At 62.3% G+C, this 25,410-nt stretch carries 20 protein-coding genes; 7 read left to right on the plus strand and 13 right to left on the minus strand.

The window, feature by feature from the left end; translation table 11 throughout:
* Position 1 precedes the first annotated feature (1 nt).
* The 4 genes from ACLH0H_RS25895 to ACLH0H_RS25910 are packed head-to-tail and all read right to left on the minus strand — an operon-like array spanning position 2 to position 4,487.
* On the minus strand, positions 2–994 hold the full coding sequence (locus ACLH0H_RS25895) for a LacI family DNA-binding transcriptional regulator (RefSeq protein ID WP_411380222.1): 993 nt from the start codon (positions 992–994) through the stop codon (positions 2–4).
* Positions 995–1,015: 21 nt separating this feature from the next.
* On the minus strand, positions 1,016–1,948 hold the full coding sequence (locus ACLH0H_RS25900) for an ABC transporter substrate-binding protein (protein ID WP_076954828.1): 933 nt from the start codon (positions 1,946–1,948) through the stop codon (positions 1,016–1,018).
* Between the two features lie 36 nt (positions 1,949–1,984).
* Complete coding sequence (locus ACLH0H_RS25905) at positions 1,985–2,962, minus strand: ABC transporter permease subunit (protein ID WP_076954829.1); 978 nt, start codon at positions 2,960–2,962, stop codon at positions 1,985–1,987.
* Positions 2,955–4,487 carry a sugar ABC transporter ATP-binding protein gene (locus tag ACLH0H_RS25910; RefSeq protein ID WP_411380223.1) on the minus strand — a complete coding sequence of 511 codons (1,533 nt, stop codon included), beginning with the start codon at positions 4,485–4,487 and terminating at the stop codon, positions 2,955–2,957. Before ACLH0H_RS25910 ends, ACLH0H_RS25905 begins: the two co-directional genes overlap by 8 nt.
* Before the next feature lie 280 nt (positions 4,488–4,767).
* Here ACLH0H_RS25910 and ACLH0H_RS25915 point away from each other — a divergent pair, with 280 nt between their 5' ends.
* The 4 genes from ACLH0H_RS25915 (at position 4,768) to ACLH0H_RS25930 (ending at position 8,192) form a co-directional block, all read left to right on the plus strand.
* Positions 4,768–6,108 (plus strand): sensor histidine kinase, encoded by a 1,341-nt coding sequence (locus ACLH0H_RS25915; protein ID WP_411380224.1) that lies wholly within the window; start codon positions 4,768–4,770, stop codon positions 6,106–6,108.
* Positions 6,093–6,473, plus strand: coding sequence for a response regulator (locus tag ACLH0H_RS25920; protein ID WP_411380225.1), 381 nt, complete (start codon positions 6,093–6,095; stop codon positions 6,471–6,473). The genes ACLH0H_RS25915 and ACLH0H_RS25920 overlap by 16 nt, the downstream gene beginning before the upstream one ends.
* Positions 6,474–6,482: 9 nt before the next feature.
* Positions 6,483–7,703 (plus strand): EAL domain-containing protein, encoded by a 1,221-nt coding sequence (locus ACLH0H_RS25925; RefSeq protein ID WP_411380226.1) that lies wholly within the window; start codon positions 6,483–6,485, stop codon positions 7,701–7,703.
* Between the two features lie 141 nt (positions 7,704–7,844).
* Positions 7,845–8,192, plus strand: a complete 348-nt coding sequence (locus tag ACLH0H_RS25930; protein WP_411380227.1) for a helix-turn-helix domain-containing protein — start codon at positions 7,845–7,847, stop codon at positions 8,190–8,192.
* Here ACLH0H_RS25930 and ACLH0H_RS25935 read toward each other — a convergent pair.
* From ACLH0H_RS25935 to ACLH0H_RS25945, 3 genes are all read right to left on the minus strand, one after another.
* Positions 8,183–8,317 (minus strand): hypothetical protein, encoded by a 135-nt coding sequence (locus ACLH0H_RS25935; RefSeq protein WP_014718417.1) that lies wholly within the window; start codon positions 8,315–8,317, stop codon positions 8,183–8,185. The genes ACLH0H_RS25930 and ACLH0H_RS25935 overlap by 10 nt on opposite strands.
* Positions 8,318–8,328: 11 nt before the next feature.
* Positions 8,329–8,520, minus strand: coding sequence for a hypothetical protein (locus ACLH0H_RS25940; protein WP_411380228.1), 192 nt, complete (start codon positions 8,518–8,520; stop codon positions 8,329–8,331).
* Between the two features lie 80 nt (positions 8,521–8,600).
* Positions 8,601–9,146 carry a hypothetical protein gene (locus ACLH0H_RS25945; RefSeq protein ID WP_411380229.1) on the minus strand — a complete coding sequence of 182 codons (546 nt, stop codon included), beginning with the start codon at positions 9,144–9,146 and terminating at the stop codon, positions 8,601–8,603.
* Between the two features lie 519 nt (positions 9,147–9,665).
* On the opposite strand from ACLH0H_RS25945, the gene ACLH0H_RS25950 reads away from it, so the two are divergent.
* Both ACLH0H_RS25950 and ACLH0H_RS25955 read left to right on the plus strand, forming a co-directional pair.
* Positions 9,666–11,075, plus strand: a complete 1,410-nt coding sequence (locus ACLH0H_RS25950; RefSeq protein ID WP_411380230.1) for a circularly permuted type 2 ATP-grasp protein — start codon at positions 9,666–9,668, stop codon at positions 11,073–11,075.
* Positions 11,076–11,077: 2 nt separating this feature from the next.
* On the plus strand, positions 11,078–12,028 hold the full coding sequence (locus ACLH0H_RS25955; protein ID WP_076954838.1) for an alpha-E domain-containing protein: 951 nt from the start codon (positions 11,078–11,080) through the stop codon (positions 12,026–12,028).
* Between the two features lie 13 nt (positions 12,029–12,041).
* On the opposite strand, the gene ACLH0H_RS25960 is transcribed toward ACLH0H_RS25955, so the two are convergent.
* Both ACLH0H_RS25960 and ACLH0H_RS25965 read right to left on the minus strand, forming a co-directional pair.
* Positions 12,042–14,300 (minus strand): ATP-dependent DNA helicase, encoded by a 2,259-nt coding sequence (locus tag ACLH0H_RS25960; RefSeq protein ID WP_411380231.1) that lies wholly within the window; start codon positions 14,298–14,300, stop codon positions 12,042–12,044.
* Entirely contained in the window at positions 14,297–15,943 is a 1,647-nt protein-coding gene (locus tag ACLH0H_RS25965) for a VRR-NUC domain-containing protein (protein ID WP_411380232.1), read from the minus strand. The genes ACLH0H_RS25960 and ACLH0H_RS25965 overlap by 4 nt, the downstream gene beginning before the upstream one ends.
* 187 nt (positions 15,944–16,130) lie before the next feature.
* Between ACLH0H_RS25965 and ACLH0H_RS25970 the strand changes: the two genes are divergently transcribed.
* Positions 16,131–16,352 carry a YgdI/YgdR family lipoprotein gene (locus ACLH0H_RS25970; protein ID WP_411380233.1) on the plus strand — a complete coding sequence of 74 codons (222 nt, stop codon included), beginning with the start codon at positions 16,131–16,133 and terminating at the stop codon, positions 16,350–16,352.
* Positions 16,353–16,415: 63 nt separating this feature from the next.
* Here ACLH0H_RS25970 and ACLH0H_RS25975 read toward each other — a convergent pair whose 3' ends face one another.
* The 4 genes from ACLH0H_RS25975 to ACLH0H_RS25990 all read right to left on the minus strand — a co-directional run bounded on the left by ACLH0H_RS25975 (position 16,416) and on the right by ACLH0H_RS25990 (position 25,410).
* The gene (locus ACLH0H_RS25975; protein ID WP_411380234.1) at positions 16,416–17,840 is read right to left on the minus strand and encodes a lipase; all 1,425 of its coding nucleotides are present in this window, start codon (positions 17,838–17,840) and stop codon (positions 16,416–16,418) included.
* Positions 17,841–17,893: 53 nt separating this feature from the next.
* Positions 17,894–21,004 (minus strand): autotransporter domain-containing protein, encoded by a 3,111-nt coding sequence (locus tag ACLH0H_RS25980; RefSeq protein WP_411380235.1) that lies wholly within the window; start codon positions 21,002–21,004, stop codon positions 17,894–17,896.
* 92 nt (positions 21,005–21,096) lie between these two features.
* Complete coding sequence (locus tag ACLH0H_RS25985; RefSeq protein ID WP_411380236.1) at positions 21,097–24,054, minus strand: autotransporter domain-containing protein; 2,958 nt, start codon at positions 24,052–24,054, stop codon at positions 21,097–21,099.
* 18 nt (positions 24,055–24,072) lie between these two features.
* Positions 24,073–25,410, minus strand: coding sequence for a TolC family outer membrane protein (locus ACLH0H_RS25990; RefSeq protein WP_411380237.1), 1,338 nt, complete (start codon positions 25,408–25,410; stop codon positions 24,073–24,075).

Raw genomic sequence — 25,410 nt, forward strand, 5'->3', positions numbered from 1 at the left:
ATCAAATACAGCCACAGGAATGACGCAATTGCAGGGCAGGTGCCAGGCGTACGCTCTGGGGGGGCGCGCCGGGACAAGCCATGCGTTGCAACAACAGGCCGACGGCACGCGCGCCGAGTGCCTGGACCGGTTGAGCGATCAGGGTCAGGCGCGGCTCGAAAAAATCAGCCCAGTCAAAATCGTCAAACCCGACCAGGGCCATCTGCCCCGGCACGGCGATGTGCGCGTCACGCAAGGCGTGCATGGCGCCGAGGGTCATCAGGTTGTTGCCGGCCATGATTGCGGTAGGCGGCGCAGCCAAACCCAGCAACCGCAGCGTGGCCTCCCGCGCCGGCTCAGTGTTGGAACCGCCACCCACCAGCAGGTGCGGATCAAACGCCAGCCCCGCCGCCTGCAACGCGGCGCGATATCCCGCCACCCGCTCATCGGTGGTACTGAACCCCTCACGCCCGGCGATAAAGCCGATCCGGCGGTGACCATGAGCGATCAAGTGTTCAACAAGCGCCTGGGTGGGCTGTATGTTTTCCACCCCGACCTGATCAAACGCCGCGCTCATCATGCGGTCCACCAGCACCGCTGGAATCTCGTTGGCCCGCAGGTACTCCAGCGCCTTTGAGCCATTCGACGGCGCCAGCACAATCCCGTCGACCCGCCGATGATGCAGCGCCGTGACCACCCGCAGTTCCTGCTCCGGGTCGTCATGGGTGTCGACAAACAGCATCATGTAGCCGTGCCTGGCGCACTCGGTCTCTATCGCGTGCACGGTTTCGCTGAAGTAATGGTTGGACAGCGCCGAGATCGCCACGCCAATCGTGCTGGTGCTCGACCGGGCCAGCGAGCGCGCCAGGGTGTTGGGAATGTAGCCCAACGCCTGGATCGCCTGCTGCACCGCCTGCACCGTCGCCGGGCTGACCTTGCGGGTGCCGTTCAGCACATGGGATACCGTCGAAGTCGACACCCCCGCCCTGCTTGCCACGTCGTCCATGGTGACCACGGTGCTGTCCCTCTCAACAAATCAACGTTTGCTCGACCAGCCGCTGTACGTACCGACGTTGTCACGGGTGATCAGTTTTGGCGTGAGCAGGGTCACCGCTTCGGCCGGGGCCTTGTCGTTGAGAAGGTCATTGCCCACATTCACAGCGGTCTGCGCCATGGCCCAGGGGTCCTGGCTGGCGGACGCCTGGATCTGCGTGTCGGTTTTCAGCGCATTCTCGATGTCCGGCGCGCCGTCCACCGACGTGATGATGATGCCGCTGCGCTTGAGCTGCTTGGCCGCCAGGTCACTGCCGATGGCTTGCGGGTCGTTGATCGCGAACAGGCCGTCGATTTTCGGGAAGCGCGTGAGGTAACCCTGCATGGCGTTCAAGCCGCCCTCACGGGAGCCCTTGGCGTCCTGGTCATCGGACAGCACCTTGATGTCCGGCGCAGCGGCCAATGCCGCCTTGCAGCCCTTGACGCGATCGGTCACGGCGGTGACCTGCGGGCCGTTCTGGATGATCACGTTGCCCTTGCCCGCCAGCTTGTCCACCAGGTACTGGCAGGCCAGCTTGCCGGCTTCGACGTTGTCGGTCTGCACCGTGGCGTTCACCCCCTTGGCGTCCACATCCACGGCAACCACCACGATGCCGGCGTCACGGGCTTTCTTGATCGCAGAGGCCATGGCGGACGGGTCGACGGCGTTGATCAAAATCAGGTCGACCTTGGACGAAATAAAGTTGTCGATCTGCGAGAACTGCTTGCTCAAGTCATAGTCGGCCGATACCGAGGTGACCTTGACGTTGGGGTTCAATTCCTTGGCCCGCGCCGTGGCGCCGTCGGCCAGGGTCACGAAATACGGGTTGCCCAGCGAGCCCATGCTGATACCGAGGGCCTTGAGCTCGCGCGCTTCGACGGCCTGGGACATCAAGGCAGCCAGGGCCATAACGGGGAAAATGCGTTTGACGTTCATGCGGTTCTCTCTCTTGTGATTGTTGTAGGAGTGAAATCAGGTCCGCGCACCGGACTGGCGATAACGATCCAGCGCCACCGCGCCAATGATCACGATGCCCTTGATGATGTACTGCCAGATATCCGATACCCCCAGCAGCACCAGGCCGTTGGTCAGCACCGCGATGATCAGCGCACCGATCAGCGTGCCGCCGATGGTGCCGACACCGCCGGTAAAGCTGGTGCCGCCAAGGATGACGGCGGCAATCGCATCCAGTTCATAGGATTGCCCCAGCTGCAGGCCGTTGGCGGCGAACAGGCGCGAAGCGCTCATCACCGCGCCCAGCCCGGCCAACGCGCCGGACATGGCGTAGACAAACAGCAGCACCTTCCACACCTTGATCCCCGACAGCCGCGCCGCTTCCGGGTTGCCGCCCACCGAATAGATCTGCACACCCATGACCGTGCGGCGCAGGATGAACCACGACAGCGCAACCACCGCCACCGCAATCACTACCAGCCACGGCACGCCAAGGATCGAGTCATTGCCGATAAAGGCAAACGGCAACTCAGGGTTGAATACGGTTTTGTCGTCCGCCAACAGGCGTGCCAGGCCGCGCATGGCCGTCAGCGCACCCAGGGTGACGATAAACGGCGGCAAGCGCATGAAGGCAATCAACCCTCCGTTGACCAGTCCCAACAGCAAGCCGAAGCCGATCCCCGCGGCAATCCCGAACATGCCGAACTGCGGCGACATCGAGGCCTGCAACGCCACCACCGCCGACGCGGCAAGGATCGCCCCCACCGACAGGTCGATGCCCGCCGTGAGGATCACAAAGGTCATCCCCGCCGCCAGCACCACGTTCACCGAGGCCTGCTGGGTGATGATCGACAGGTTCTGCATCGTCAGGAAGTTCTCGCTGGCCAGGGCAAAGCCCACCAGCAGCAGGATCAGCACCGGCAACATGCCGACTGTGCGCATCAATTCGCGTGCGCGCTCTGCCTTTCCAATTGTCGCTACATTCAACTCAGCCATGGGCAACCACCTGATCGCCACCGGTGGCGAGGTCAATAATGCGTTCCTGGGAAATAGCGTGGCCCGAGGCCCCGCCGACTTCTGCGACCAGTTGGCCTTCGCGCATGATCAACACGCGGTCGCAGGTGCCGATGATTTCCGGCAGCTCGCTGGAGATCACCACAATGCCGACACCGGCCTGGGCCAATTGATTGATGATGCGGTAGATCTCGGATTTGGACCCGATGTCCACGCCGCGCGTGGGTTCGTCGAGGATCAGCACATGGGGCTTGACCTCCAGCAGCCGGGCCAACAGCACCTTCTGCTGGTTGCCACCGGACAGTGCGCCGACATTGACCTTGCCCGACGCCACGCGGATCGACAGTGACTTGATCGCATCCGTGGCGCGCTGCGTGGCATGGCCGCGATCCAGCACACCGCCGGCATGCGCATCGGACACACAGGCGCAGACATTGATGTTGTCCGCCACGCTCATGTCCAGGAACAGGCCCTGGGCCTTGCGGTCTTCGGTGAGGTAAACCACGCCGGCGCGAATCGCGTCCGCTGGGGTGCGCAGTTGGGTGACGGTCTTGCCGACCACCTCCAGGGTGCCCGAGGTGCGTGGGTCGGCGGCGAAGATCAGCCGCGCCAGTTCGGTGCGCCCTGCCCCGACCAGGCCGGCAATGCCCAGCACTTCGCCGGCGTGCAGGTCGAAACTGCAGTTGCGCACGCGCTTGCCATCGGCCATGTCGCGCACACGCATCACCACGTTGCCGGGGTTATACGCAGCGTGTTCTTTCTTGTAGAACCCCGACAGATCGCGGCCCACCATCATCTTGACCAGCACCTCGGCCGACAGCGCTTCGCGGGTCAGTTCGCCGATGTACTGGCCGTCACGCAGCACCGAGACACGGTCCGCCAGCTCATAGATCTCGGCCATGCGGTGGCTGATATAGATGATTGCCAACCCTTGGCCGCGCAGCTGTTTGATCAGTGCGAACAAGCGGTCGGTCTCGCGGGATGACAACGGCGTGGTCGGCTCGTCCATCACCAGGACCTTGGCGTGGGCATGCAAGGCGCGGGCGATTTCCACCAGTTGGCGCTCGGCGATCGACAAGCTGCTGACCCGCGTCGCCGGGGTGAACTGCGCGCCAAGGCGTTGCAGCACTTCGATGCACCCCGCTTCCATGCCCTTGCGGTCGATGGTCCAGCCACGCCGCAGTTCACGGCCCAGGTAAATGTTCTCGGCCACGCTCAGGTTGGGGCACAGGCTCAGTTCCTGATAGATCACGGCGATGCCGAGGGCTTTGGCGGTGGCGGGGTCGAAGGTGGCGACAGGTTCGCCTGCAATGCGGATTTCACCGCCGGGGTCGGCTTGGTAGGCGCCGGAGAGGATTTTCATCAGGGTAGATTTGCCGGCGCCGTTCTCCCCCATCAAGGCGTGGATTTCGCCGGGGTAGACCTTCAGGCCGACATTCTTGAGCACGCGCAAACCGTTGAAGGTTTTGCTGATGCCCTGCATTTCAAGCAAGGGTTCAAGGCTCATGCATGAGCTCCTGGAATTATTATTTTTGTCGTCAGTGAGCCGACTCTAATTCAGATACATTTGCTTACGCAAGCGCTTGCCTTGAGGTTTTTCCCCTAGAAGAAACGTTTCATCAAGCTACTTTATTGATTAAACACAGAAAGCATCGAATTTACCGTTTGTCTGCTATTGTCCACCCACGTCATCTCCTCCTCGTTGCCGCCAGGCGATCTTCAGTGAGCATGCTCTGCGCCGTCGCAGGTAATGATGGCGGGTCTGAATATCATGGAAGGACGAAGCGATGGACACACCGCTACCCGAACAGCCGCAATCGCGCGCGGAAAAAATCGTCGAGTTCAAGCGCCAGAAAACCCTGCTCAAGACCGGCGCCCTGCAAGACGCGATCTTCAATAGCGCTTACTTCTCCAGCATTGCCACCGACGAAAAAGGCGTGATCCAGATCTTCAACGTCGGCGCCGAACGCATGCTGGGCTATGCCGCCGCCGATGTGGTCAACCGCATCACCCCCGCCGACATCTCCGACCCCATCGAACTGGTCACCCGCGCCGCCGCCCTCAGCCAGGAGCTCGACACGCCGATCACGCCGGGCTTTGAAGCGCTGGTGTTCAAGGCCTCGCGGGGGATCGAAGACATCTACGAACTGACCTATATCCGCAAGGACGGCAGTCGCCTGTCCGCCATGGTCTCGGTGACGGCATTGCGCAACCGCCACGACACCATCATCGGCTACCTGCTGATCGGCACCGACAACACCGCGCGCAAGCAGGAAGAAGCCGAACGCAAAGGGTTCGAGCGCGCCCTGGAAGAAAAGAACCTGGAGCTGGAGCACGCCAGCCACATGAAGTCCGAGTTCCTTGCCACCATGTCCCACGAATTGCGCACGCCGCTGAACGCGGTGATCGGCTTTTCCGAGGCGCTCAAGGACGGGCTGGTCGGCGAGATGAGCGAGACCCAGCGTGAATACATTGGCGACATCTTCACCAGTGGCCAGCACTTGCTGTCGCTGATCAATGACATCCTCGACCTTTCCAAGGTCGAGGCCGGGATGATGGAGCTGGAGCTGGAAAGCGTCGAGCTGGCGGGCCTGTTGGCCAACAGCCTGCTGATCGTGCGCGAAAAGGCGGCGTTGCAGAGCATCCAGTTGAAGCTGCAAAGCCCTGAAGACCTCGGCCATCTGGAACTCGACCTGCGCAAGACCAAGCAGATCGTCTACAACCTGCTGGCCAACGCCGTCAAGTTCAGTGAACACGGCGGCTCGGTGACGTTGACGGTGCGCCAGGTAGCGCGCGAGCAGGTCGGGCAGATTCCCGGCGACTGGCCGGTATACAACTTCGCCTTGCCGGCGAGTGTGCATCAACAGTTCCTGGAACTGAGCGTCAGCGACACCGGCATAGGCATCGCCGAAGACGACATGGGCAAGCTGTTCAAGGCGTTCAGCCAGATCGACAGCAGCCTGGCGCGCAAATTCGAAGGCACGGGCCTTGGGCTGGCGATGGTCAAGCAACTGACCGACCTGCACGGCGGCAGTGTCGCCGTGGCCAGCCGCGAAGGTGGCGGCGCGCGGTTTGTCGTGTGGTTGCCGCTGCATCGCACCCCGGAGGCTCCATGGCCGAGATCCTGATCGTCGAAGACAATGAGGCCAACATGCGCCTGGCGCGCTTGTTGCTGGTCAATGCCGGCCACACGGTGTTGTGGGCGCCCGATGCCGAGACCGGCCTGACCCTGGCCCGCGCGCAGCAACCGGCCCTGATCCTCATGGATATCCAGTTGCCCGGCATGGACGGCCTGGCCGCCACCGCACTGCTCAAACAAGACCCGCTGACCGCGCACATCCCGGTGATCGCCCTGACGGCCATGGCGATGAAAGAAGACCGTGAAAAGACCCGGTTGGCCGGATGCGACGCCTACATCATCAAGCCGCTGCGTTACAAAGAGCTGTATCAGGTGATCGACACCTTGCTGCAGCCCGACAAACCTCTCACTTGAGTCCGTTCCATGGCCAGCCAACCCGCAACGTTGTTGATCGTTGATGATGACCCCCAGGTACGCAAGCTCCTGGAAACGCTGCTGCAACACGAAGGCTACCTGACCCTGAGCGCCGGCAGCGGCGAAGAAGCCCTGCAGAGCGTGGCGAAACAGGCACCGGACCTGATCCTGCTGGACGTGATGATGTCGGGCATGGACGGCTACGAAGTGGCCAGCCGACTCAAAGGCGATGAAGCCACCGCGGGCATACCGATCATCATGCTGTCGGCACTCAGTGAATCGAGCGCACGGGTGAGCGGGCTCGAAACCGGTGCCGAGGAATTCATCAGCAAGCCGGTGGAACGGGTCGAGCTATGGCTGCGCGTGCGTAACCTGCTGCGGCTCAAGGCACGCGGCGATCTGGCCGGCAACGCGCCTGCCCTGGCGCCAGGGCAAACCGGTATGAACGTGCATGACCTGGCTCGCCAGGACCTGGAAAACGCACTGCGCCAGGCCGTCGAGCGCAGCGAGTTCAGCGTGCATTACCAGCCCAAGGTCGCGGTCGCCAGCGGCCGGATCTGCGCCCTGGAAGCGCTGCTGCGCTGGGAGCGGCCTAACTATGGCGCGGTGTCTCCGGCCGTGTTTGTGCCGATACTGGAAAGCCTCGGCTTGATCGTACCCGTGGGACGCTGGGTCATAGACACCGTTTGCCAACAGATCGCCGAATGGCAAAGCGGTGACATTGGCCCTGTGGAAGTGTCGGTCAACGTCTCCGGCCATCAACTGATCGAAGGCGACCTGATTGCCGATATCGCCCGCATTCTCGCGCAAACCGGCGTGGCTCCCGACTTGCTGGAGGTCGAGTTGACCGAAGGCTCGCTGATGGAAAACACCCAGCACACCATCGCCAGCCTGCAGCGGCTGCACGCCATGGGCGTGAAAATTTCCATCGACGACTTCGGCACCGGCTATTCGAGCCTGGCGTACCTGCGCCGGTTTCCCATCGATACGTTGAAGATCGACATCGCGTTTATCCGCGAAGTCACCACCAACCCTCAGGATGCGGCTATCACCCGCACCATCATCGAACTGGCCCACAGCCTCAACCTGCGAGTGGTGGCCGAAGGCGTGGAAACCCAGGCGCAGTTGGCGTTTTTGAAAGACGCCGGCTGCGATCAGATTCAGGGCTACCTGTTCAGCCGGCCGTTGCCGGTTGACACCTTGAAGCGCCTGTTGCTCGAGCGCCTCTAAACCCCTGAGGGATCGGGCGCCAGCTCCCACATGAATTACCTTGAACGGGTGCGGTTATTCATCGCGTTAAGCCTGCAAAAAATTGAATCCTGCGCTGCACCAGGGTTTCAAACAGGCAATACCCACCGCACGAGTCAACTCATGAAACAGATAGGCCAACGACTGCAGGAAGAACGTCAACGCCTGGGCTATTCGCAACAGTACCTGGCGCAGGCCGGAGGCGTGACGGCGCGCGAGCAGCGTGGATACGAACAAGGCGAAGACCTGCCCCGCGCGGACTACCTGGCGGCGCTGGCTGCCCATGGTGTGGACGTGGTGTACGTGATTACCGGCAAGCGCGCCACGGTGGTCAATATCAGCCGTGACCAGGCCCAGACCTTGATCGACAACCGCGTGCTGGGCCAGGAGGTATCGCTGGACCCACTGCCTGAACATGAACTGTTGTTCAAGCTCAGCGACCCCTCTGGCCCGCCGCCGGATCAATCCTGATTTTCGGTGTTGCCGACGTCTGCCGCTTCGTCCAGATCGTTCAACGGGACTTCTGCGTCATCCATCAACGAACCCGGGTCTTCATTGCCTGGGTCGTTGAGTTCGTCATCGAGTTCTTTTGACATGACCGTCTCCTCTAACCGCCTTGGGTATCGATATCAGCATCGGTTTGCGTCTTGGGCTCAGGCTCGGACTTGAAGTCCGGGCTGTAGTCGTTTTCCTTGGCTGTGGGATCTTTGTCCGGGACCGGGTCTTTGGGCGCGTCGGCGGCGGTAGCGGGTGTCGGTCCGTTGCGACCGCTGGCCTGGGGATCGTGGCTTGTATTCATGGGTCACCTCTTCGCAGTGTCAGGAAAATGCAGCCTGCGTAAATCTAAGGTCGCGAGCGAGGCGCTGAAGTTCCAATTGCTTACGAACCCGGATTGTCGAACTGGATGTACACCGCATAGGCGGCAAGCAAGATCCAGAACACCATGAAGATCCAGGGCGTACGCACGGAAAACAGCAGGGATTTTCGGTAGCCCTTGTGGGTTGACTCCACTTCGGAAAACAGCGGCGATTCATCGTAGGCCATGCCCATCACCGGTTCGCTGCGCAATAGTTCGCTCTGCTTGAAATGCCAATGGTCAATGATGTCGTAGGCTGCGCGAATGCCGGGCCAGGCGTTCAGGGAACTGAGAATGCCCAGCAGCGCCAGAATAAGCGGGACCACCAGGGTAAAGAGTTTGCCCCACTCGGGGTTCAGGTTACCCATGCCGGAGACAAAGGCGATCACCAGGAACGACTGCGCCGTCAGGTAGGCATCGGTGCGGTTGGCCAGGATCGAGGTTTCGTATTGGATCTCGCGCCGGTAGAAGTCAAGGCGATCCTTGGGCGAGCCGAAGATCTTGGCGTTGTGTTCGCTGTGATCGGTCAGGCTCGATTCCGGGGTGTCGGGTGAAATGATTCTGGGCACGTCGCTACTCCACGCGTATTCGAGGCCCATTAGAAGATTATCGAGCGGATGAAGTTCAAGTTGTTCGTGCACCTGATTGGGGCGCGCCCTGCCCTTATGGCGGGCAAGCTTGTTGTGGCGAGCGGGCTTACTGTGGCGAGCGGGCTTGCCCCGCGTCGGGTGGCGAAGCCGCCCCAAACCTGCCAACGCGGTGTACCTGACACACTGTGGTGGTCATATTGGGGCCGCTGCGCAGCCCAGCGCGGGGCAAGCCCGCTCGCCACAACAGCCAGCTCGCTACAACATGTTCTTTTGTCGCAGGTTAAATCGTCCGCTTCGAAGGGAACTCGGCACAAGCATTGCTTTATCCATTCATCTGGCCGAAAACAGGAGCATTCGTTACCCCCCGACCCAGAGCCGACCTCACAAGAAAGTAACGACCAGACCCATTGGCACCCTCAGCCACGGGCTCATAAAAAATGCGTTTTTTGAAACGGCAGTGCCCCCCCCTGCTCTGCTCGGCACTGACAAGGTACTGGAATGGCTCGATCTTTCTTTGATGAAATGAATGATGCAGACGGCGCGTGTCGTGCGCATTATCAGGATTTCTCGCGCTGGCTGGCGAATACGCCGCCGGAACTGCTGGCCCAGCGTCGCCGTGAAGCCGATTTGCTGTTCCACCGCGCCGGGATCACCTTCACGCTGTATGGCGATGAACACGACACCGAGCGCCTGATCCCCTTCGACATCATCCCCCGCAGCATCCCCGCCAGTGAGTGGAGCCTGATCGAACGCGGCTGCATCCAGCGCGTCAACGCCCTGAACATGTTCCTGGCCGACATCTACCACGACCAGCGCATTATCAAGGCCGGGATCATTCCGGCGGAACAGGTGCTGGGCAACGAGGGCTATCAGAAGGCCATGGTCGGCCTGGACCTGCACCGGGGCATCTATTCGCATATTTCCGGCGTGGACCTGGTGCGTGATGGCGACGGCACCTACTACGTGCTCGAGGACAATCTGCGTACCCCCAGCGGCGTAAGCTACATGCTCGAAGACCGCAAGATGATGATGCGCCTGTTCCCCGAGGTGTTCGCCAAACAGCGCATCGCGCCAGTGGATCACTACCCCAACCTGCTGCTCAAGACCTTGAAGAGCTCCAGCCGCCTGGACAACCCCAATGTGGTGGTGCTGACGCCGGGGCGCTTTAACAGTGCGTTTTTCGAGCACGCCTTCCTGGCCCGGGAAATGGGCGTGGAACTGGTGGAAGGCGCCGACCTGTTCGTGCACGACCTCAAGGTGTTCATGCGCACCACCGACGGTCCCAAACCGGTGGACGTGATTTACCGGCGCATCGACGACGCTTTCCTCGACCCCCACGCCTTCAACCCCGATTCCATGCTGGGCGTGCCCGGCCTGGTGGCCGCCTACTGCGCCGGCAATGTAGTGCTGGCTAATGCGATCGGCACCGGCGTGGCCGATGACAAGTCGATCTACCCCTATGTACCGCACATGATCCGTTTCTACTTGGATGAAGAACCGGTGTTGCAGAACGTGCCGACTTTCCAATGCCGCAACCCCGGTGAGTTGTCCCACGTGCTGGCCAACCTGCCAGAGCTGGTAGTCAAGGAAACCCAGGGCTCCGGTGGCTACGGCATGCTGGTCGGCCCGGCCGCCAGCGCCGCCGAAATCGAAGACTTCCGCCAGCGCATCAAGGCCAGGCCTCACGCCTACATCGCCCAGCCCACGCTGAGCCTGTCGACGTGCCCCACCTTTGTCGAAAACGGCATCGCCCCTCGGCATATCGACCTGCGGCCCTTTGTGCTCTCGGGCAAGGAAACCCGCCTGGTGCCCGGCGGCCTCACCCGCGTGGCATTGAAGGAAGGCTCGTTGATCGTCAACTCGTCGCAAGGCGGCGGAACCAAGGACACCTGGGTGGTGGAGGGCTGAGTATGTTGAGTAGAACCGCCGCGGATTTGTACTGGATGTCCCGTTACCTGGAGCGCGCCGAGAACCTGGCACGCATGCTCGAAGTCAGTTACTCCCTGTCGCTGATGCCCCAGGCCGGGCGTAGCGATGGCCTGGATGAACTGGCCATGTCGTTGCTCAGCAGCGGCACCCTGGAGAGCTACCTCGAGCGTCACACACAGTTGGATGCCGAGCGCATGCTGCACTTCTTCGCTCTTGACGAGGAAAACCCGGCCAGCATCTACAACTGCCTGCGCGCCGCACGCGGCAACGCCCATGCGGTGCGCGGGCGCATCACCGCCGACATGTGGGAAAACCTCAACGCCACCTGGTTGGAGATGCGCAGCATCGCCGCCGGCGGCCTGGCGCGGCATGGCATCAGCCATTTCTGCGATTGGGTCAAGCAGCGCTCGCATCTGTTCCGCGGCGCCACCTCGGGGACCATCATGCGCAATGACGCCTACCGGTTTATTCGCCTGGGTACCTTTGTCGAACGCGCGGACAACACCTTGCGCCTGTTGGATGCGCGCTACGAGATGTTCGGCGAGGAGTCCGAAGAAGTCAGCGACTTGTCGGCACGCGGGTATTACCAGTGGAGCGCCCTGCTCCGTGCGCTGTCCTCGTTCGAGGCGTATACGGAGCTGTATCCGAATGCGCTGAATGCACGCTCGGTGTCCGAGCTGCTGCTATTGCGCAGCGATGTCCCGCGCTCGTTGCACGCCTGTATCGAGGAATTGAGCCACATCCTCGCCGATTTGCCCGGCAGTTACGGGCGCACGGCCCAGCGGCTGGCGGCGGAGTTCGAGGCACGGCTGAGGTATACCGGCATCGATGAAATTCTGGAGGACGGGCTGCACAGCCGCCTCACCGAATTCATCGACACCGTGCGCGAACTGGCGCAAGCGATTCACAGCTCGTACCTGGAAGTGGTCTGAAACACACCTCGGATTAAACTGTGGGTGCCCACCAGCGTGGCAACAACTGGCGCACCCGCGCCTCGCCGAACCGATCATCGATCAATATCACCACGCCGCGGTCCTGCTGGCTGCGGATCACCCTGCCCGCCGCCTGCACCACTTTCTGCAGCCCGGGATACAGATAGGTGTAGTCGTAGCCGGCGCCGAAGATCGCGCCCATGCGCAGTTTCATCTGCTCGTTGACCGGGTTCAGTTGCGGCAAGCCCAGCGTCGCAATAAAGGCCCCGATCAAACGGGCGCCCGGCAAATCGATGCCTTCACCGAACGCGCCGCCCAGCACGGCAAAACCGATGCCCTGGCTATGCTCGGTGAATTGATCGAGGAAGGCTTGGCGCTCGGCCTCGGCCATGCCGCGTGACTGTTGCCATAACGCGATCTGCGGGTGTTTCTCGGCCAACAGCTGCGCCACTTGCTGCAGGTAATCAAAACTTGAGAAAAACGCCAGATAGTTGCCGGGCTGTCGGGCGTACTGGCGAGCGATCAACTCGACGATCGGCTCCAGCGAGGCGTGCCGATGGACGAAACGCGTGGAGATTGCATCGACGATGCGCACCTGCAACTGCTCGGCCTTGAACGGCGACTCCACGTCGATCCAAGCCGTATCCGCCGGTAACCCGAGCAAGTCGGCATAGTAATGACGAGGGCTCAAGGTGGCCGAAAACAGCGTGCTGCTGCGGGCGGCGGTCAACCGTGGGCGGATGAATTCGGCAGGCACCACGTTGCGCAGGCACAGGGTCGAGCTGCTGCGCTTGCCCGTGAGCTGGCGCTTGCTGATATCGAAAATGAAGTGCTCGTTGAACAGCTCGGCGACCTTGGCGAATTGCAGCAGCTCGAAATAGAACGCCTGCAGGTCGCCACTCAGGGTTTCGGGGTGGTCATTGAAATACTCGCCCATGGCGCTGGCGCACAGGCTCAGGGCCTGCAGCAGTTTTTCAGGCCGCGCGGCATAGGCCTGGTACGGCGCGAGCTGGTCCTTGTGCAGCGCGTTCCACTCACGGTTGAGGCGCTGCAAGGGTTTCTTCAAGGGCTCGGGGGCGGTGTCGCGCAGGATCTTGAGGCTGTACTGGTCGAGGCTGGCGCTGTACATCGAACGGGCGCGTTCGACCAGGTTATGCGCCTCGTCCACCAGCACTGCCGCGCGCCACTGGTTGAGCTGGGCCAGGCCGAACAGCATGGCGCCAAAATCGAAGTAGTAGTTGTAGTCGGCGACCACCAGGTCGGCCCAGCGCGCCATTTCCTGGCTCAGGTAGTACGGACACACGTCATGGGCCAGGGCCACGTCGCGCAGGCTGCGCTGGTCGAGCAGGCGCACCTTGGACGCGGCGACGCGCGCGGCGGGCAGCCGATCGTAGAAGCCCTTGGCCAAGGGGCAGGCATCGCCGTGGCAGGCTTTGTCCGGGTGTTCGCAGGCTTTGTCCCGCGCCACCAATTCCAGCACGCGCAGTTGCAAGTCGGGGCTGGCCGCATACAGCACCTGGGCGGCGTCCAGGGCGAGTTTGCGCCCAGGCGTCTTGGCGGTCAGGAAGAACAGCTTGTCCAGTTGCTGGGGCGCGAGCGCCTTGAGCAGCGGAAAAATCGTGCCGATGGTCTTGCCGATCCCGGTTGGCGCCTGGGCCATCAGACAGCGCCCGGTGCTGACGGCCTTGTACACCGATTCGGCGAGCGAGCGCTGCCCGGGACGGAAACCGGCATGGGGAAACGCCAGGGTTTGCGCGCTGCTGTTGCGCGCCTCACGGTGCTGCATTTCCTGCCGGGCCCAGCCCAGGAACAACGCGCACTGCTGGTTGAAAAACGGCTCGAGTTCGGCGGCTTGAAAGCGCTGGTTCAGCACCGTCTCGCCTTCACCGACGATATCGAAATACACCAGCGCCAAGTCAATCTCCAGCAGGCCTAGTTTGCGGCACATCAGCCAGCCGTACACTTTGACTTGGGCCCAATGCAATTGCCGATGATTGGCCGGCTGGGCGTCGAGATCGCCGCGATAGGTTTTTACTTCTTCAAGGCGATTGGCGTCGGGGTCGTAACCGTCCGCCCTGCCCCGAACCTTGAGTTGCTGGTATTGGCCTTCAAGCGCGACCTCACTCTGGTAGTGCGCGCTGCGTCGCGAGGCGACGGTGCGGTGGCCGACAATGCCCTCCTGGGCGCTGGGGGACGGGGTAAAGCGCAGGTCAAGGTCGCCGACCTTGGCCGTGAACTCGCACAGCGCGCGCACGGCAACGCTGTAGCTCAAAGGGACTGCGCCCAACGCACATAGCAGACCGTTACTGGCATCTGGTATTCGCCGCAGAACTCCAACCAGCGCAGCTGGTTATCTTGCAGGCGATCGCCAGGGCCCTTGACCTCGATCATGCGGTAGGTCTTTTGCGCCGGCCAGAACTGGATCAGGTCGGGCATGCCGGCGCGGTTGGCGCGGATATCCAGCAGCAGCCGCTCGAACCAATAACGCAGATGTTCGGCGGGCAGACAGGCCAATGCCTGATCCAGCAGTTCTTGATTGAGCAGGTTCCAGAACACGAAGGGCGACTGGATCCCCCACTTTTCGTGGTAGCGCCGGCGGATGGTGGCTTTGTAGCGCTCGTCCTGCAATTGCTCGAAACACGCCGCGAACAGCGGCGCGCGGCGCGGGTGGAAGTCTTCGCTGTGCAGGTCCACCGGCCCTCGTTGGAACGGGTGGAAAAATGCCCCCGGCAACGGCGCAAAGATCGCGTCCCAGCACAGCAGGCCGAACAGCGAATTGATCAGGCCGTTTTCCACATAATGCACCGGCGCATCGGGTTCGCTGAGGTGAGCCTGCACGCAGTATTCCACCGACATCAGCGGCTCGGGCAGCGCCAGGTCCAGGTCCAGGCGCGTAACGGGCCGTGGCTTGGCCCGGGGCACGGCCGGTTCGCCCAACTTGCGGCGCAGGCGAGGCAATACGCGCAGCAGGTGCTGCTGCTCGGCGGCGCTTTCCGGCGCCTGTTGCGCGGTGTATACCAAGGCCATGGCCTGGGCGTAATCCTCCTGGCGTTCGAGCACGCGGATCAGTCGCGAGCGGGTGCCCGGATAGGCGCAGTTGCGATAAATCCGTTGCGCCAACACCAATTCGGCGGTGCGCTCGCAATACTGCCCCACCTGGAACAACAGCTTGGCCCGGCGGTTTTCCAGCCAGGGGTTATCGGTACTCAGGGTGGCGATCCGGGCCAGGACGTCCTCCAGCGCTTCACCGGTTTCAAAGGCCTGCTGGCACTGATGCAGGAACAGAAAACCATGCACGTCCTCGCGGCTGCGCAGGCCACGGGATTGTGCGCAGAACTCGACTTTTTCGTAGGTGTGGATGCCAAGGTCAGCCAGCACGAACTCCGACCAGTCCTGGTGCAAATTGCCGAAGAACATCAGGCGCAGGCGATCGCACAGTTCCATTACTGTGAGGCTGTACAAGGAGTCAGCAAGGTTGGGGCACCAACCGGCAAAGCTGCGGCTGTCGGTGAATTGCGGCGCCAGGCCTTCCAGCCAATCGGCTTTCTTGCCCTTGGGCTGCTCGATCCAGGGCTTGAACGCGCCAAGAATCTCGCTTTTTTGCAGCAAGGCGAACAGCGCTTCAAAGGTCAGCAGGCACTGGTCATTAACCCAACCCAGTGCCAGCAACGGTGCGGCTGCGGCGTGGGGGCAGCCGATCTCCTGGTAGTTGAGTTTGCCTCCACGAAAATGCACACCTTTGCGCATCACCATTCGCACCAACAGTGCCTGGGACGCCTGCGGTAACCTGTCAAATTGCTGAATGAAATGCGCTTCTTGCGGGTCGAGCAGATCCGCACAGCGTTGCTCGAGCCAATGCAGTACCTGGCGGAAGTTATGCAGGTAATAGAGCGGGTCTTCGAGGGGGTTGGCCATGGTGCGCGCCGATCAAATACTGGTTATGCATACAGAGTGCCGGTGCAAATGCCCTGTTGCAATCGCTAATAGATAAATGGCGCACGCAACTTTTTGTATAAAAGTGATCAGATGGGAGAGTCGATGGCGTAACATTTATGCCCCGCGGCCTTTGGCGCGGGACTTTCCAGGGTTAAAGGTAAGGGTTATGAACATGAAGAATTTGGGGCTGCCACTGGTTGCACTCACTTTTCTGGTATTGGCCGGTTGCGCAACGCAAACCGTAGTGACACTGCAAAATGGTACCCAGTATTTGACCAAGGACACGCCAAACGCTAAGACCTCCGACGGCTTTTACGAATTCACCGATATCGCCGGCAAGCGTATTCGCGTCAAGGCCGATGATGTGGCTACCGTGCAAAAAAACTAGTCAACACTGATCAAATGCGGGGGCGAGCGAGCCCGCCCCCACCGTTTTAATCGCATTGCGTCCTCAACTGATCACGATCCCCTCCCCTGACACTCCGCTCACCCCCACCAACGTCACCGAATCTCCACCAAAACTGATCACCGTATCCCCGGCCACGACCTTGACGTGATCGCGGTAATCGGCATTGCCTTGCACATCCGTAAACACTAACTTGTCCGTCGGCTGATAACCGATGATTCGGTCCTGGCCGAACTGCCCACCGAATAAAAAGGTGTTGTGCCCGCTGCTGTCGCGAATGGTGTCACTGCCTTTACCGCCCTCGATAAAGTCCGCGCCTTTACCGCCCTGGATCAAATCGTTGCCGTCACTGCCGATAATGAAGGTATTGCCCGTGTGCGGCTCGGCGTTGCGGTTGAGGTCCTGCACCCAGGTGGTGGCACGGGCCGGGTCGGACAGGTTGGCGACAATGATGGTCGAGTCGCGGGTCATCTGCTCATAGAACCCGGAATCGAGGATGCGCGTCATGCCGTCGCCATACCCGGTGGGCAGGTGCGAGACCCACGTCGGCAGGTTGACGATGGAGAACGGCAGTACGTTCCACAGCGTCGAGGCATAATGGTCGTTGAAGCTGACGATGTTGTCGGTGGTCGACGCGTGTAGCTGGTCATGCACGCCCAGCGAAGCCCCGGTGAACGATGAGCCGTCCAGCGCGCGGAATACCGGGTCGTTTTCATAACCGATATTGAGCACCTTGTCGCCGCTGCTCTGGGTTGGAGAGGCGTAGGCCAGGTAGTTGGCGTCTTTGTAGAATCCGCTCCATTTGCTGTCACTCAGGTCAGCCAGGCTGTTGACCGCCAGGCCACCCAGGCTGTGGCCGCTGACCACAACGTCGTGGCCGCTCAGGCCCTGGGCGTTGGCATAGTCGGCAACATGCTTGAGCAAACCGCCAAAGGCTTCACCCGCGTAGTTTTTCGCATAGTCCTTGGGGCCCAACGCCGCGAGCACGTCATTGACCAGGTCGCCGATGGAATCGCTGATCAAGGTTTCCCTGGGGCCAGAGGTGCCACGAAAACCGATGCCGATTTCGAGCAACTTACCCGCGTCATCGTACTTGCCCAGCACCTCGACCTGGGCCGTCGTGTAGCCGGCCTTTTCACCAAAGAAGGTGCCCCGCGCGTCGATCTTGCCGGTATAGCCCAGGGTGCTGGCGCTGATGGGTGTCCAACCGGCCTTTTGAACCGCCTCCAAGGCGGCCTTCTCCGAGTCGGGGTTCCAGGGCACGCCGGGGATCACGCCTTGCGAATCGCTGCTGCCCAGCAACGCCGCCACCAGCGTTGCGGGTAAGCCCGAACCCAGACCGTTGTGCTGATAGCCTGCGGCAAAGCCGTTATCCAGGTTGTGGTAGGCATACAGCGTGATCGCCATGGCATCGGCGAACAACGCTTTGGAACCCTCGGTTCCGAGGTTTTTATAGTCAAAGACACCCATGGTGCATCCTCTTTTTTATTGTTGGATACCGCCCCTTGCGGGGCGTTGAACCATCAGAACGCCCAGTCGAGGCTCAGTCCCACCCCGTGGACCTTCTCCTTGCCGGACAGCAAGCCGTTGTAGTCGAAATTAACCCGTGCCTCTTTGCTCAACGCCAGGCTGGCGCGTGCGCCCACCAACGCGGCATCGCGCGCCATCGGCGTACTCTGCACCGCAAACGAGGGGCCGCCCGACGCGAACGCCAAGTGTTGCTGCGACGCGGTGCTGCTCAGCGTGTGCTGCCAGCCCAAGGTGCCCGACACATTCAGCTGCTGGTGGTCATTGACATTGAAGGTCTTCAGCGCCCGCGCGCCCAGGGTGCTCAGCACCAGGTCACGGCGATCATCATGGGTTTTAAGGGCCGCGGCATCGCCTTTTTCGGTCACGCCGTCGGTGTCCAGATGGACATAGGCCAAGTTGGCAAACGGTTCCAGGGCCAGGGGTTGCAGATTGACGCGGTACGCCGCTTCGCCGAACACCTGGGTACTGCGTGCGTCGACCTTGGCTTTCTGTTTGCCGGCGACCTCGCCGTACTGCAGTCCACGCTTTACATCCGCGCGGTGCCAGCTATAGGCGGCGCCACCGCTCAAACGCCAGGCGCCGATTTCGTGCCCGGCATAGGCGCCGAAGTGGTAGCTGTCGACGGCGGCCCGGGAATGGGTGCCGCTGCCCATGTTCAGCGAAGTATCGCTGTAGCCCGCGACCAGGCCCAGGCGCGTGTCCTCGTCCAGCGCACCGTCGACCCCGGCAAGCAGGCCGCCGATCGAGGTGGTGTAGCCGGCAGTGTCGCTGCGAGCATCGGACTTGCCCCACGCGCCCAGCGCCTTGACCCACACGTTGCCGCGCGTGTCGACGTTCTGGCTGCTGGCGCCCATTTCGCCGTTTTGCAGGCGCTCGCCCACGGCTTCGCGCAGATAACGGCTGTCATTGACCAGCGCACTCTGCAGCGCCGGGTAGATTTCCCCGGTCAACTGCTGGAACGCGCCCTGCGCCGACGCCGCATTCGGTGCCAGCAGCACGCTTTCATACACGGCATTGCCCGCCCCCAATTGCTCGGCGGCGGCCGCCACGGCGCGTTGGTTGTCGGTCGCGCCCGCACTGGCAAAACTGTTGGCATTGCGCACGACCGCCAGTTGCACGCCGGTGGCGGCATAGTTCAGGTTGCCACCGATAAACACGTAGTCGGGCAGCACCGCACCGAAGCTGCCGGTGATACCGCCTGCCGCTTGCAGGATGTTGTATTGGCGGCCGATCAAGCTCTTGGCCTGGGCGCTGCTCAATAACGTCGGGCTGTTTTCCAGCGCCAGGGTCACGGTGCCGCCATTGAGCGTGGCGGCGCCCCCGGCGACGATACGGTCGCTGCTGGTGGGTGAGACTTCTACCGCATACGTGGAACCTGCTTCGAACGTCACGTCTCCCGCCACATTCAGCGTGCCGATGGAGTTACCCGGCGCCACGGTGCCACCGGATCTGGCCAACAGCGAACCAACGCGCCCCGACCCACCCAGCACGCCGCTCTGGCTGACGGTGACGTCGGAGGTGATCGAGCCATTGACGGCCAGCAGCCCCTGATTGACCAGCGTCGGACCGCTGTAGGTATTGCTGCCGGCCAGTACCAGCGAACCGATGCCCAGCTTGGTCAAGCCGCCATGACCCGAGATGTCGTTGCTCCACACATCCAGGCCACAGTGCACGTCGTTGCACAGGCGTTGCGTCGGCTTGCCGGCATCCACCACCGCGCCGATGCCTGGCAGGTCGGCGACGAACTGACCACTGCCATAAGCGCCATCGATACGAAACTCGGCAGGAATATCTTCGGCAGTGATAAACATTCCCGGTCCGCTGACGGCCTTGCCCAGGTTGATCATGCCCCAGCCATACAGCGAGTCGATGCCCGGCGCGCCGAGGTCGGTGGCGGTGGTTTTGAGCAGGGTGGAAATCTGCTCGCCACTCATATACGGGAAACGCTCCATCAACACCGCAGCACTGCCGGCCACATGCGGCGCCGCCATGGAGGTGCCGTTGAAGTTGGCCCAGTCAGTGGTGAGGTTTTCAAGGCTGGTGCCATTGATCACCGAGCTATAGATCCGGGTCCCCGGCGCCGACACGCAAAAACTCGCCGCGTACCCGCAGCGCGAGGAAAAGGTGCTGATCACATAAGGAGTGGCGCTGGTGGTGTCTGGGTTCTGCTGCAACGCGGCCACCGACAACCAGTTGGGCGCGATCTGCGGCACAAAATACGCCAGCCCTGAGATCGCATCGGGGTTGTTGCGGTTGTAATCGTTACCGGCGGCAAAGATGGTCAGTACGCCGCTGCGGGCGGCATCGATCGCGCCCTGATAAGCGCCGCCTGCCACCGTGCCAAGGATCGGCCGGATGTTGTCGAACTGGGCCTGTGCTTCAGTGAGGGTAAAGTTGGGAAACGCTGGGTCACGACCGCCTTGGGCGTACTGGTCACCGATACCGATGCCCCAGCTGTTGTTGATGATGCGCGCGCCACTGGCGACCAACCCATCCCAACCGGCCTTGTACACCGCACCGTCGTTACCGAGAATGATGCCGTCTTCGGGCCCTGGGTCGCCGTTCTCGGCGCTGATGATCTGAGCGTTGAAGGCCACGCCATGCATTGGTCCGCCATCGCGGTTGCCTGCGGCGATGCCGCCGACATGAGTGCCGTGGTTGCCCAGCTTGCCATTGGAGCCCAGCGACGGCGTGCCGTCATAGCGAAATGCGTCACCGGCCTTGACCGGAATATAGGGGTCGGTGTACTGGCGAATACCCTCGGTGACCACAGTCACCACTTTGCCTGGGCTGGCGAACTCGGGGTGCTGGGCATACACCGGCTGGTCGAAAATCCCCAGCTTCACGCCCTTGCCGGTGTAGCCGGCGGCATACGCGGTGTCGGCGTGCACGGCGCCCAGCCCCCAATCGGCTTTGAATTCATTGCTGCGCCAACTGGCCGCATCGCCCGCCTTGCCGGTTTCTATGTAGGGCGCGGCCTGGGCGGTTCCCAGGCTTGCCAGGCAACACAGCAGCGCGCCGTATGGCGCGCTGCGGTTGGCCTTGGGCGGGTAGCCCAGGGCGGTGTGGATGGCGGTAGTTAACCCTGACTTGCGTTTGTTCACGGTGACCTTCCTTAGTTCTCTTATTGCCGGTAGGTAAAACACTCTCTTCAAAACAACGCCTATCCCAGCTTGAACTGGGCTCGGGGGGGTATTCAGAACTGCCAGTTCAGGCTCAAGCCCACCCCCTGGGTTTTCGCTCGACCACCCAACTGGCCGTTGTAATCGAGGTTGATCCGCATGGCCGGGCTCAGCGCCAGGCTCGCCTGCGCGCCCACCAGAGCCGCGTTGCGCTGGACAGGCGCGCTACGCACGGCGAACGACGGGCCACCGGCCGCAAACGCCAGGTATTCTTCAGACTCGACGGCGCTCAGGCTGTGTTGCCAGCCCAGCGAACCGGACAGCTCCAGCTGCTGGCGATCATTGAGTGCAAGGGTCTTCAACCCGCGCAGGCCGAGGGTGCCGAGCACAGCGTCGCGCTGGTCACTGCCACGTTGCAGGGCGGCGGCATCGCCTCTTTCATGGAATGAGTCACTGTCCAGGTGCACGTAGGCCAGATTCGCGAACGGCTCCAGCGTCAGCGGTTGTAGCGGGAGGCGGTAGGCAGCTTCGGTAAACAGCTGGGCACTGCGCGCATCCAGCCTGGCCTTTTGCTTGGCGCTGACCTCGCCGTATTGCAGGTCGCGCTTCACATCGCCACGGTGCCAGCTGTATGCACCCCCCAGGTTCAGGCGCCACTCACCCAGTTCGCGGCCGGCATAGGCGCCTACGTGATAGCTGTCGACCGACGCCGAGGCATGGCTGGCGTTGCCCATGCTCAGCGAACTGTCGCTATAGCCCGCGACCACGCCGACGCGGGTCTGCTCATCCAGCGCAGCGTCCACGCCCAGTAGCAGGCCGCCCAGGGAGGTGGTGGAGCCGGCGGTCTCGCTGCGGCTGTCGGTCTTGCCCCAGGCACCAAGCGCCTTGAGCCACAGGTTGCTCTGCCCCGTTATAGGCTGTTCGCGCAGCCGCTCAGCCACGGCGTCGCGCAGTTGCCGGCTGTCATTGATCAGCATGGCGCCCAGTGCCGGGTAGATTTCGCCGGACAATTGCTGCAAACCTTGCTGCGCAGCGTCCAGGGAGTCGGAGCGCAGCACACTCTCGTACACCGGGTTACCCGCACCGAGTTGTTCGGTGGCGTTGGCTACCGCACGCTGATTGCGATTGGCAGCCACGCTGGCGAAGGTCGCGCCATTACGCACCACGTCCAGGCGCACGCCATTGGCTGCGTAATCGAGGCTGGCGCCAATGAACAGGTAGCCGGGCAGCACCTGACCGAATTGGCCCTGGATACCGCCCGCCGCCTGGAGGATGTTGTACTGGCGCCCGATCAGGCTTTGCGCCTGCGCCGCGCTGAGCAGCGTCGGGCTGTTTTCCAGTGCCAGCGTAAGGTTGCCGCCGCCCAGGATTGCCTGGCCGCTGGCGACAATGCGGTCGCTGCTGGCGGGCGTGAGCTCCACGGCGTAGGTCGAGCCCGCGCCCAGGTTCACATCCCCCGCCACTTGCAAGGTACCCACGGAATTGCCCGGCGCCACGCGGCCGCCGCTGTTCACCGACAGCGCGCCAATGCGCCCGGAGCCGCCGAGGGTGCCGCTGTCGTTCACGCTCACCGCTGAAGCCAGCGAACCGTTGACCGCCAGCAACCCGCCGTTGACGGTGGTGGCCCCGCGGTAAGTGCTTTCGCCAGTGAGTACCAGCGTACCTGCGCCGGACTTGATCAGGCTGCCTGCGTAGGCCCGGTTCGCCGCAGCCTGGTCACGTGCCGCGCCGACGGCGTAGTCTGTTCGGTCCTGCTGGCTGGCAGTGGCGCCCAGGCCGTTTTGCCAACCCTTGTCGGCCAGGGTTTGCTGCCAGGCGGTGTGCTCGGCGGCATCCTCGGCCTGACGCTGGATCAGGGCCTGGTCAGAGATGCCGTTGCTCCAGTGATCGCTCTGCCCCGCGGCCAGATCCACGTTCATCGCACCGAGCAATTGCCCCGGCCCGCGCATCGCCCGGCCCAGGTCGGGCACGCCCCAGCCCACGGTGGTGTTGGGCGCCTGGGTAGTCGAACCGTCGAGCTGAGTGGAGGTGGTCAGCAGCACCTGCAAGGCCTGCTCGTTGGTCATATAGGGGTAGCGTTGCATCACCAGCGCCAATGCGCCCGTGGCGTGGGGCGCCGACATCGAGGTGCCGGACTTCACGCCGTAACCGCCATCGGGGATGGTGCTGTTGATCAAAGCACCCGGGGTGGAAATACACCAGTACTTGGCGATACCGCACTTGTTGTATTTCTGGTTATTGGCTTGATCCAGCCCCGACACCGCCAGCCAGTGCCCTTCCAACTCCGGCTCGAAATAGGGCAGCGCCGAACGCACGCTGGCATTCGCATAGCCGCTGTTGCCGGCGCTGAACACATTGATCACGCCAGCCTTGGCCACCTGCGCAGCCGCGTCCAGCCAGGTGCCGCGGTTGTAGTGCTGGGCATAGGCCGCATGCAGGTCGCCGAGAGTCTGGTAGCTCACATCCTTGGGTTGGCTGCCCCAACTGTTGTTGATGGCGCGCACATCGGCATCCACGAGGGCGCTGTACACCGCATGGAAATAGTTGGTGTCGGGGCTCGGACCGAACAGGAAGCTGTCGTTGGCGTTGGTGTTGCCCACATAGACGTGCGCGTCGTAGGCCACCCCATGCATGCCGACGCCATCACGGGCGGCGCCCAGGGTGCCGGAGACATGGGTACCATGGGAGTCGTTGTTCGGGTTGAGTACGCCCGTCGTGCTGAACGAACTGCCGTCGACGTAGGTGCCGCTGGCGGTGACCGGGTGGAAGCGGTCCTTGGACGCTTCGGGGTGGCCGGCGTCGAAGCCCGAATCCAGCGCACCGATGTTCACCCCGCTGCCGCTGATGCCCGCAGCGTAGGCTTCATCTGCCTTCATGCGGCCCAGGCCCCAGTCGCGTTGGTACTCGGCGGAGCGCCAGCTGACCGGGTTGCCGGGCTGGCCTGTCTCGGTGTACTGCGCCTGTGTCGCAACTGAAAAGAGCAGCAGCGAACCTGCGGTAAATGGCTTGAAACGCGACGAATCGATGCTCATCAAAACCTCTTTTTGTTGTTATGGGCTCACAGGGCCAAAGGCCTCGTCCACTTTTGCCAGGTCGGTCTCACGCAGGTTGCCCGCGTAGTAATGCAACTTGGTCCAGGCCATCAGGTAGTCGTAACGGGCCTGGGCGAGGTCGCGACGGGTGCTGTACAGCTGTTGTTCGGCATTCAGCGCATCGAGGTTGACCCGCTCGCCACCCAGGATGCTTTGCCGGGTCGACACCACCAGCGCTTCGGCTGAGGCCAGGGCTTTCTGGTAAGCGCGCAACTTGCTCACGCCGGACAGACAGGCACTGAACTGGCGACGCAGCTCGATCAGGGTCTCGCGAGTCTTGCCCTCCAGTTCGTACTCGGCCTGCTCCATCGCGCGGCTGGCCTGACGGGTGGCGGCCGAAATGCCGCCACCGGCATACAGGGGCAGGCTCACCTCGACGCCAATGGTGTTGGTGTCATAGCGCTGGTTGTAGGTATTGCCGCTGTCGGATTCCTGCTGGCGTGAACTGGCGTAGGCCGTGACCTTGGGCAGATGCCCGGCGCGGTTGCGCTCCACTTCATAGCGCGCCACTTCCAGGGCCTGGCGCTGGGACGCGAGCGTGGGGTTACTGCTGATCGCCAACTCATGCCAACTGTCAAAGTTGGCCGGGCTCAGCGTGAACGCGGCAAAGCCCTGGTTGAGCGGTGCCAGGTCGTGAATATTGACGCTCTGCACGCCGATCAGCGCGCCCAGCTCTCTTAACGAAGCGTCCTGCTCATCCAGCGCCTGGATCTCTTCGGCGGTGGCCAGCTCATAACGCGACTCGGCTTCGAGGATATCGGTACGGGTGCCCTCGCCCTGCTGGAACAGATGGCGGTTCTGCTGGAATTGCTGCTCGAAGGCGTTCTTCTTGGCGCGGGCGATGTCGATCTGGTCCTGGGCGAACAGCGCCTGGGTGTAATAGGTCAGCACCCGCACCAGCAACGCCTGGCTCTTGTCGCGAAAGCTCTCATCGGCAAACAGCGCCTGGGCCACGCCTTTGCGGTAGTTGGCATAGGCTTCGTAGTCGAACAACGGCTGTTGCAGGCTGAAGGTGGAGCCGTAGCTGTTGTAGTTGCGGTCGTCGCGATAGCTGCCGCCGCGCCCGTCCGGCAAGTGCGCCTCGGAGTTGTTGCGGCCCTTGTTGTAGGTATACGACAGCTTGGGCAGCAGGCCGGCGCGGCCGATGGTGCGGTTTTCCAGGCCGGCGTCGCGTTCCTTGATGGCACCGAGGAACACCGGATCGTTGCGCAAGGCTCGCTCATACACGTCGAACGGGCCCATGGCTGCCTGGGCGCTGGCACAACTGAACAGCAAGGCGATGAACACTGGCTTCAT

This window comes from Pseudomonas sp. MPB26, from assembly GCF_046605355.1.
Lineage (GTDB): Bacteria > Pseudomonadota > Gammaproteobacteria > Pseudomonadales > Pseudomonadaceae > Aquipseudomonas > Aquipseudomonas cedrina.

Excerpts from the sequence above, each read along its gene's own strand:
- ACLH0H_RS25955 (WP_076954838.1), top strand. The coding sequence starts at position 11,078 with ATGTTGAGTAGAACCGCCGCGGATTTGTACTGGATGTCCCGTTACCTG.
- ACLH0H_RS25965 (WP_411380232.1), bottom strand. The coding sequence starts at position 15,943 with ATGGCCAACCCCCTCGAAGACCCGCTCTATTACCTGCATAACTTCCGC.
- ACLH0H_RS25970 (WP_411380233.1), top strand. The coding sequence starts at position 16,131 with ATGAACATGAAGAATTTGGGGCTGCCACTGGTTGCACTCACTTTTCTG.
- ACLH0H_RS25905 (WP_076954829.1), bottom strand. The coding sequence starts at position 2,962 with ATGGCTGAGTTGAATGTAGCGACAATTGGAAAGGCAGAGCGCGCACGC.
- ACLH0H_RS25975 (WP_411380234.1), bottom strand. The coding sequence starts at position 17,840 with ATGGGTGTCTTTGACTATAAAAACCTCGGAACCGAGGGTTCCAAAGCG.
- ACLH0H_RS25930 (WP_411380227.1), top strand. The coding sequence starts at position 7,845 with ATGAAACAGATAGGCCAACGACTGCAGGAAGAACGTCAACGCCTGGGC.
- ACLH0H_RS25915 (WP_411380224.1), top strand. The coding sequence starts at position 4,768 with ATGGACACACCGCTACCCGAACAGCCGCAATCGCGCGCGGAAAAAATC.
- ACLH0H_RS25920 (WP_411380225.1), top strand. The coding sequence starts at position 6,093 with ATGGCCGAGATCCTGATCGTCGAAGACAATGAGGCCAACATGCGCCTG.
- ACLH0H_RS25985 (WP_411380236.1), bottom strand. The coding sequence starts at position 24,054 with ATGAGCATCGATTCGTCGCGTTTCAAGCCATTTACCGCAGGTTCGCTG.
- ACLH0H_RS25925 (WP_411380226.1), top strand. The coding sequence starts at position 6,483 with ATGGCCAGCCAACCCGCAACGTTGTTGATCGTTGATGATGACCCCCAG.
- ACLH0H_RS25910 (WP_411380223.1), bottom strand. The coding sequence starts at position 4,487 with ATGAGCCTTGAACCCTTGCTTGAAATGCAGGGCATCAGCAAAACCTTC.
- ACLH0H_RS25950 (WP_411380230.1), top strand. The coding sequence starts at position 9,666 with ATGGCTCGATCTTTCTTTGATGAAATGAATGATGCAGACGGCGCGTGT.
- ACLH0H_RS25990 (WP_411380237.1), bottom strand. The coding sequence starts at position 25,410 with ATGAAGCCAGTGTTCATCGCCTTGCTGTTCAGTTGTGCCAGCGCCCAG.
- ACLH0H_RS25940 (WP_411380228.1), bottom strand. The coding sequence starts at position 8,520 with ATGAATACAAGCCACGATCCCCAGGCCAGCGGTCGCAACGGACCGACA.
- ACLH0H_RS25935 (WP_014718417.1), bottom strand. The coding sequence starts at position 8,317 with ATGTCAAAAGAACTCGATGACGAACTCAACGACCCAGGCAATGAAGAC.
- ACLH0H_RS25900 (WP_076954828.1), bottom strand. The coding sequence starts at position 1,948 with ATGAACGTCAAACGCATTTTCCCCGTTATGGCCCTGGCTGCCTTGATG.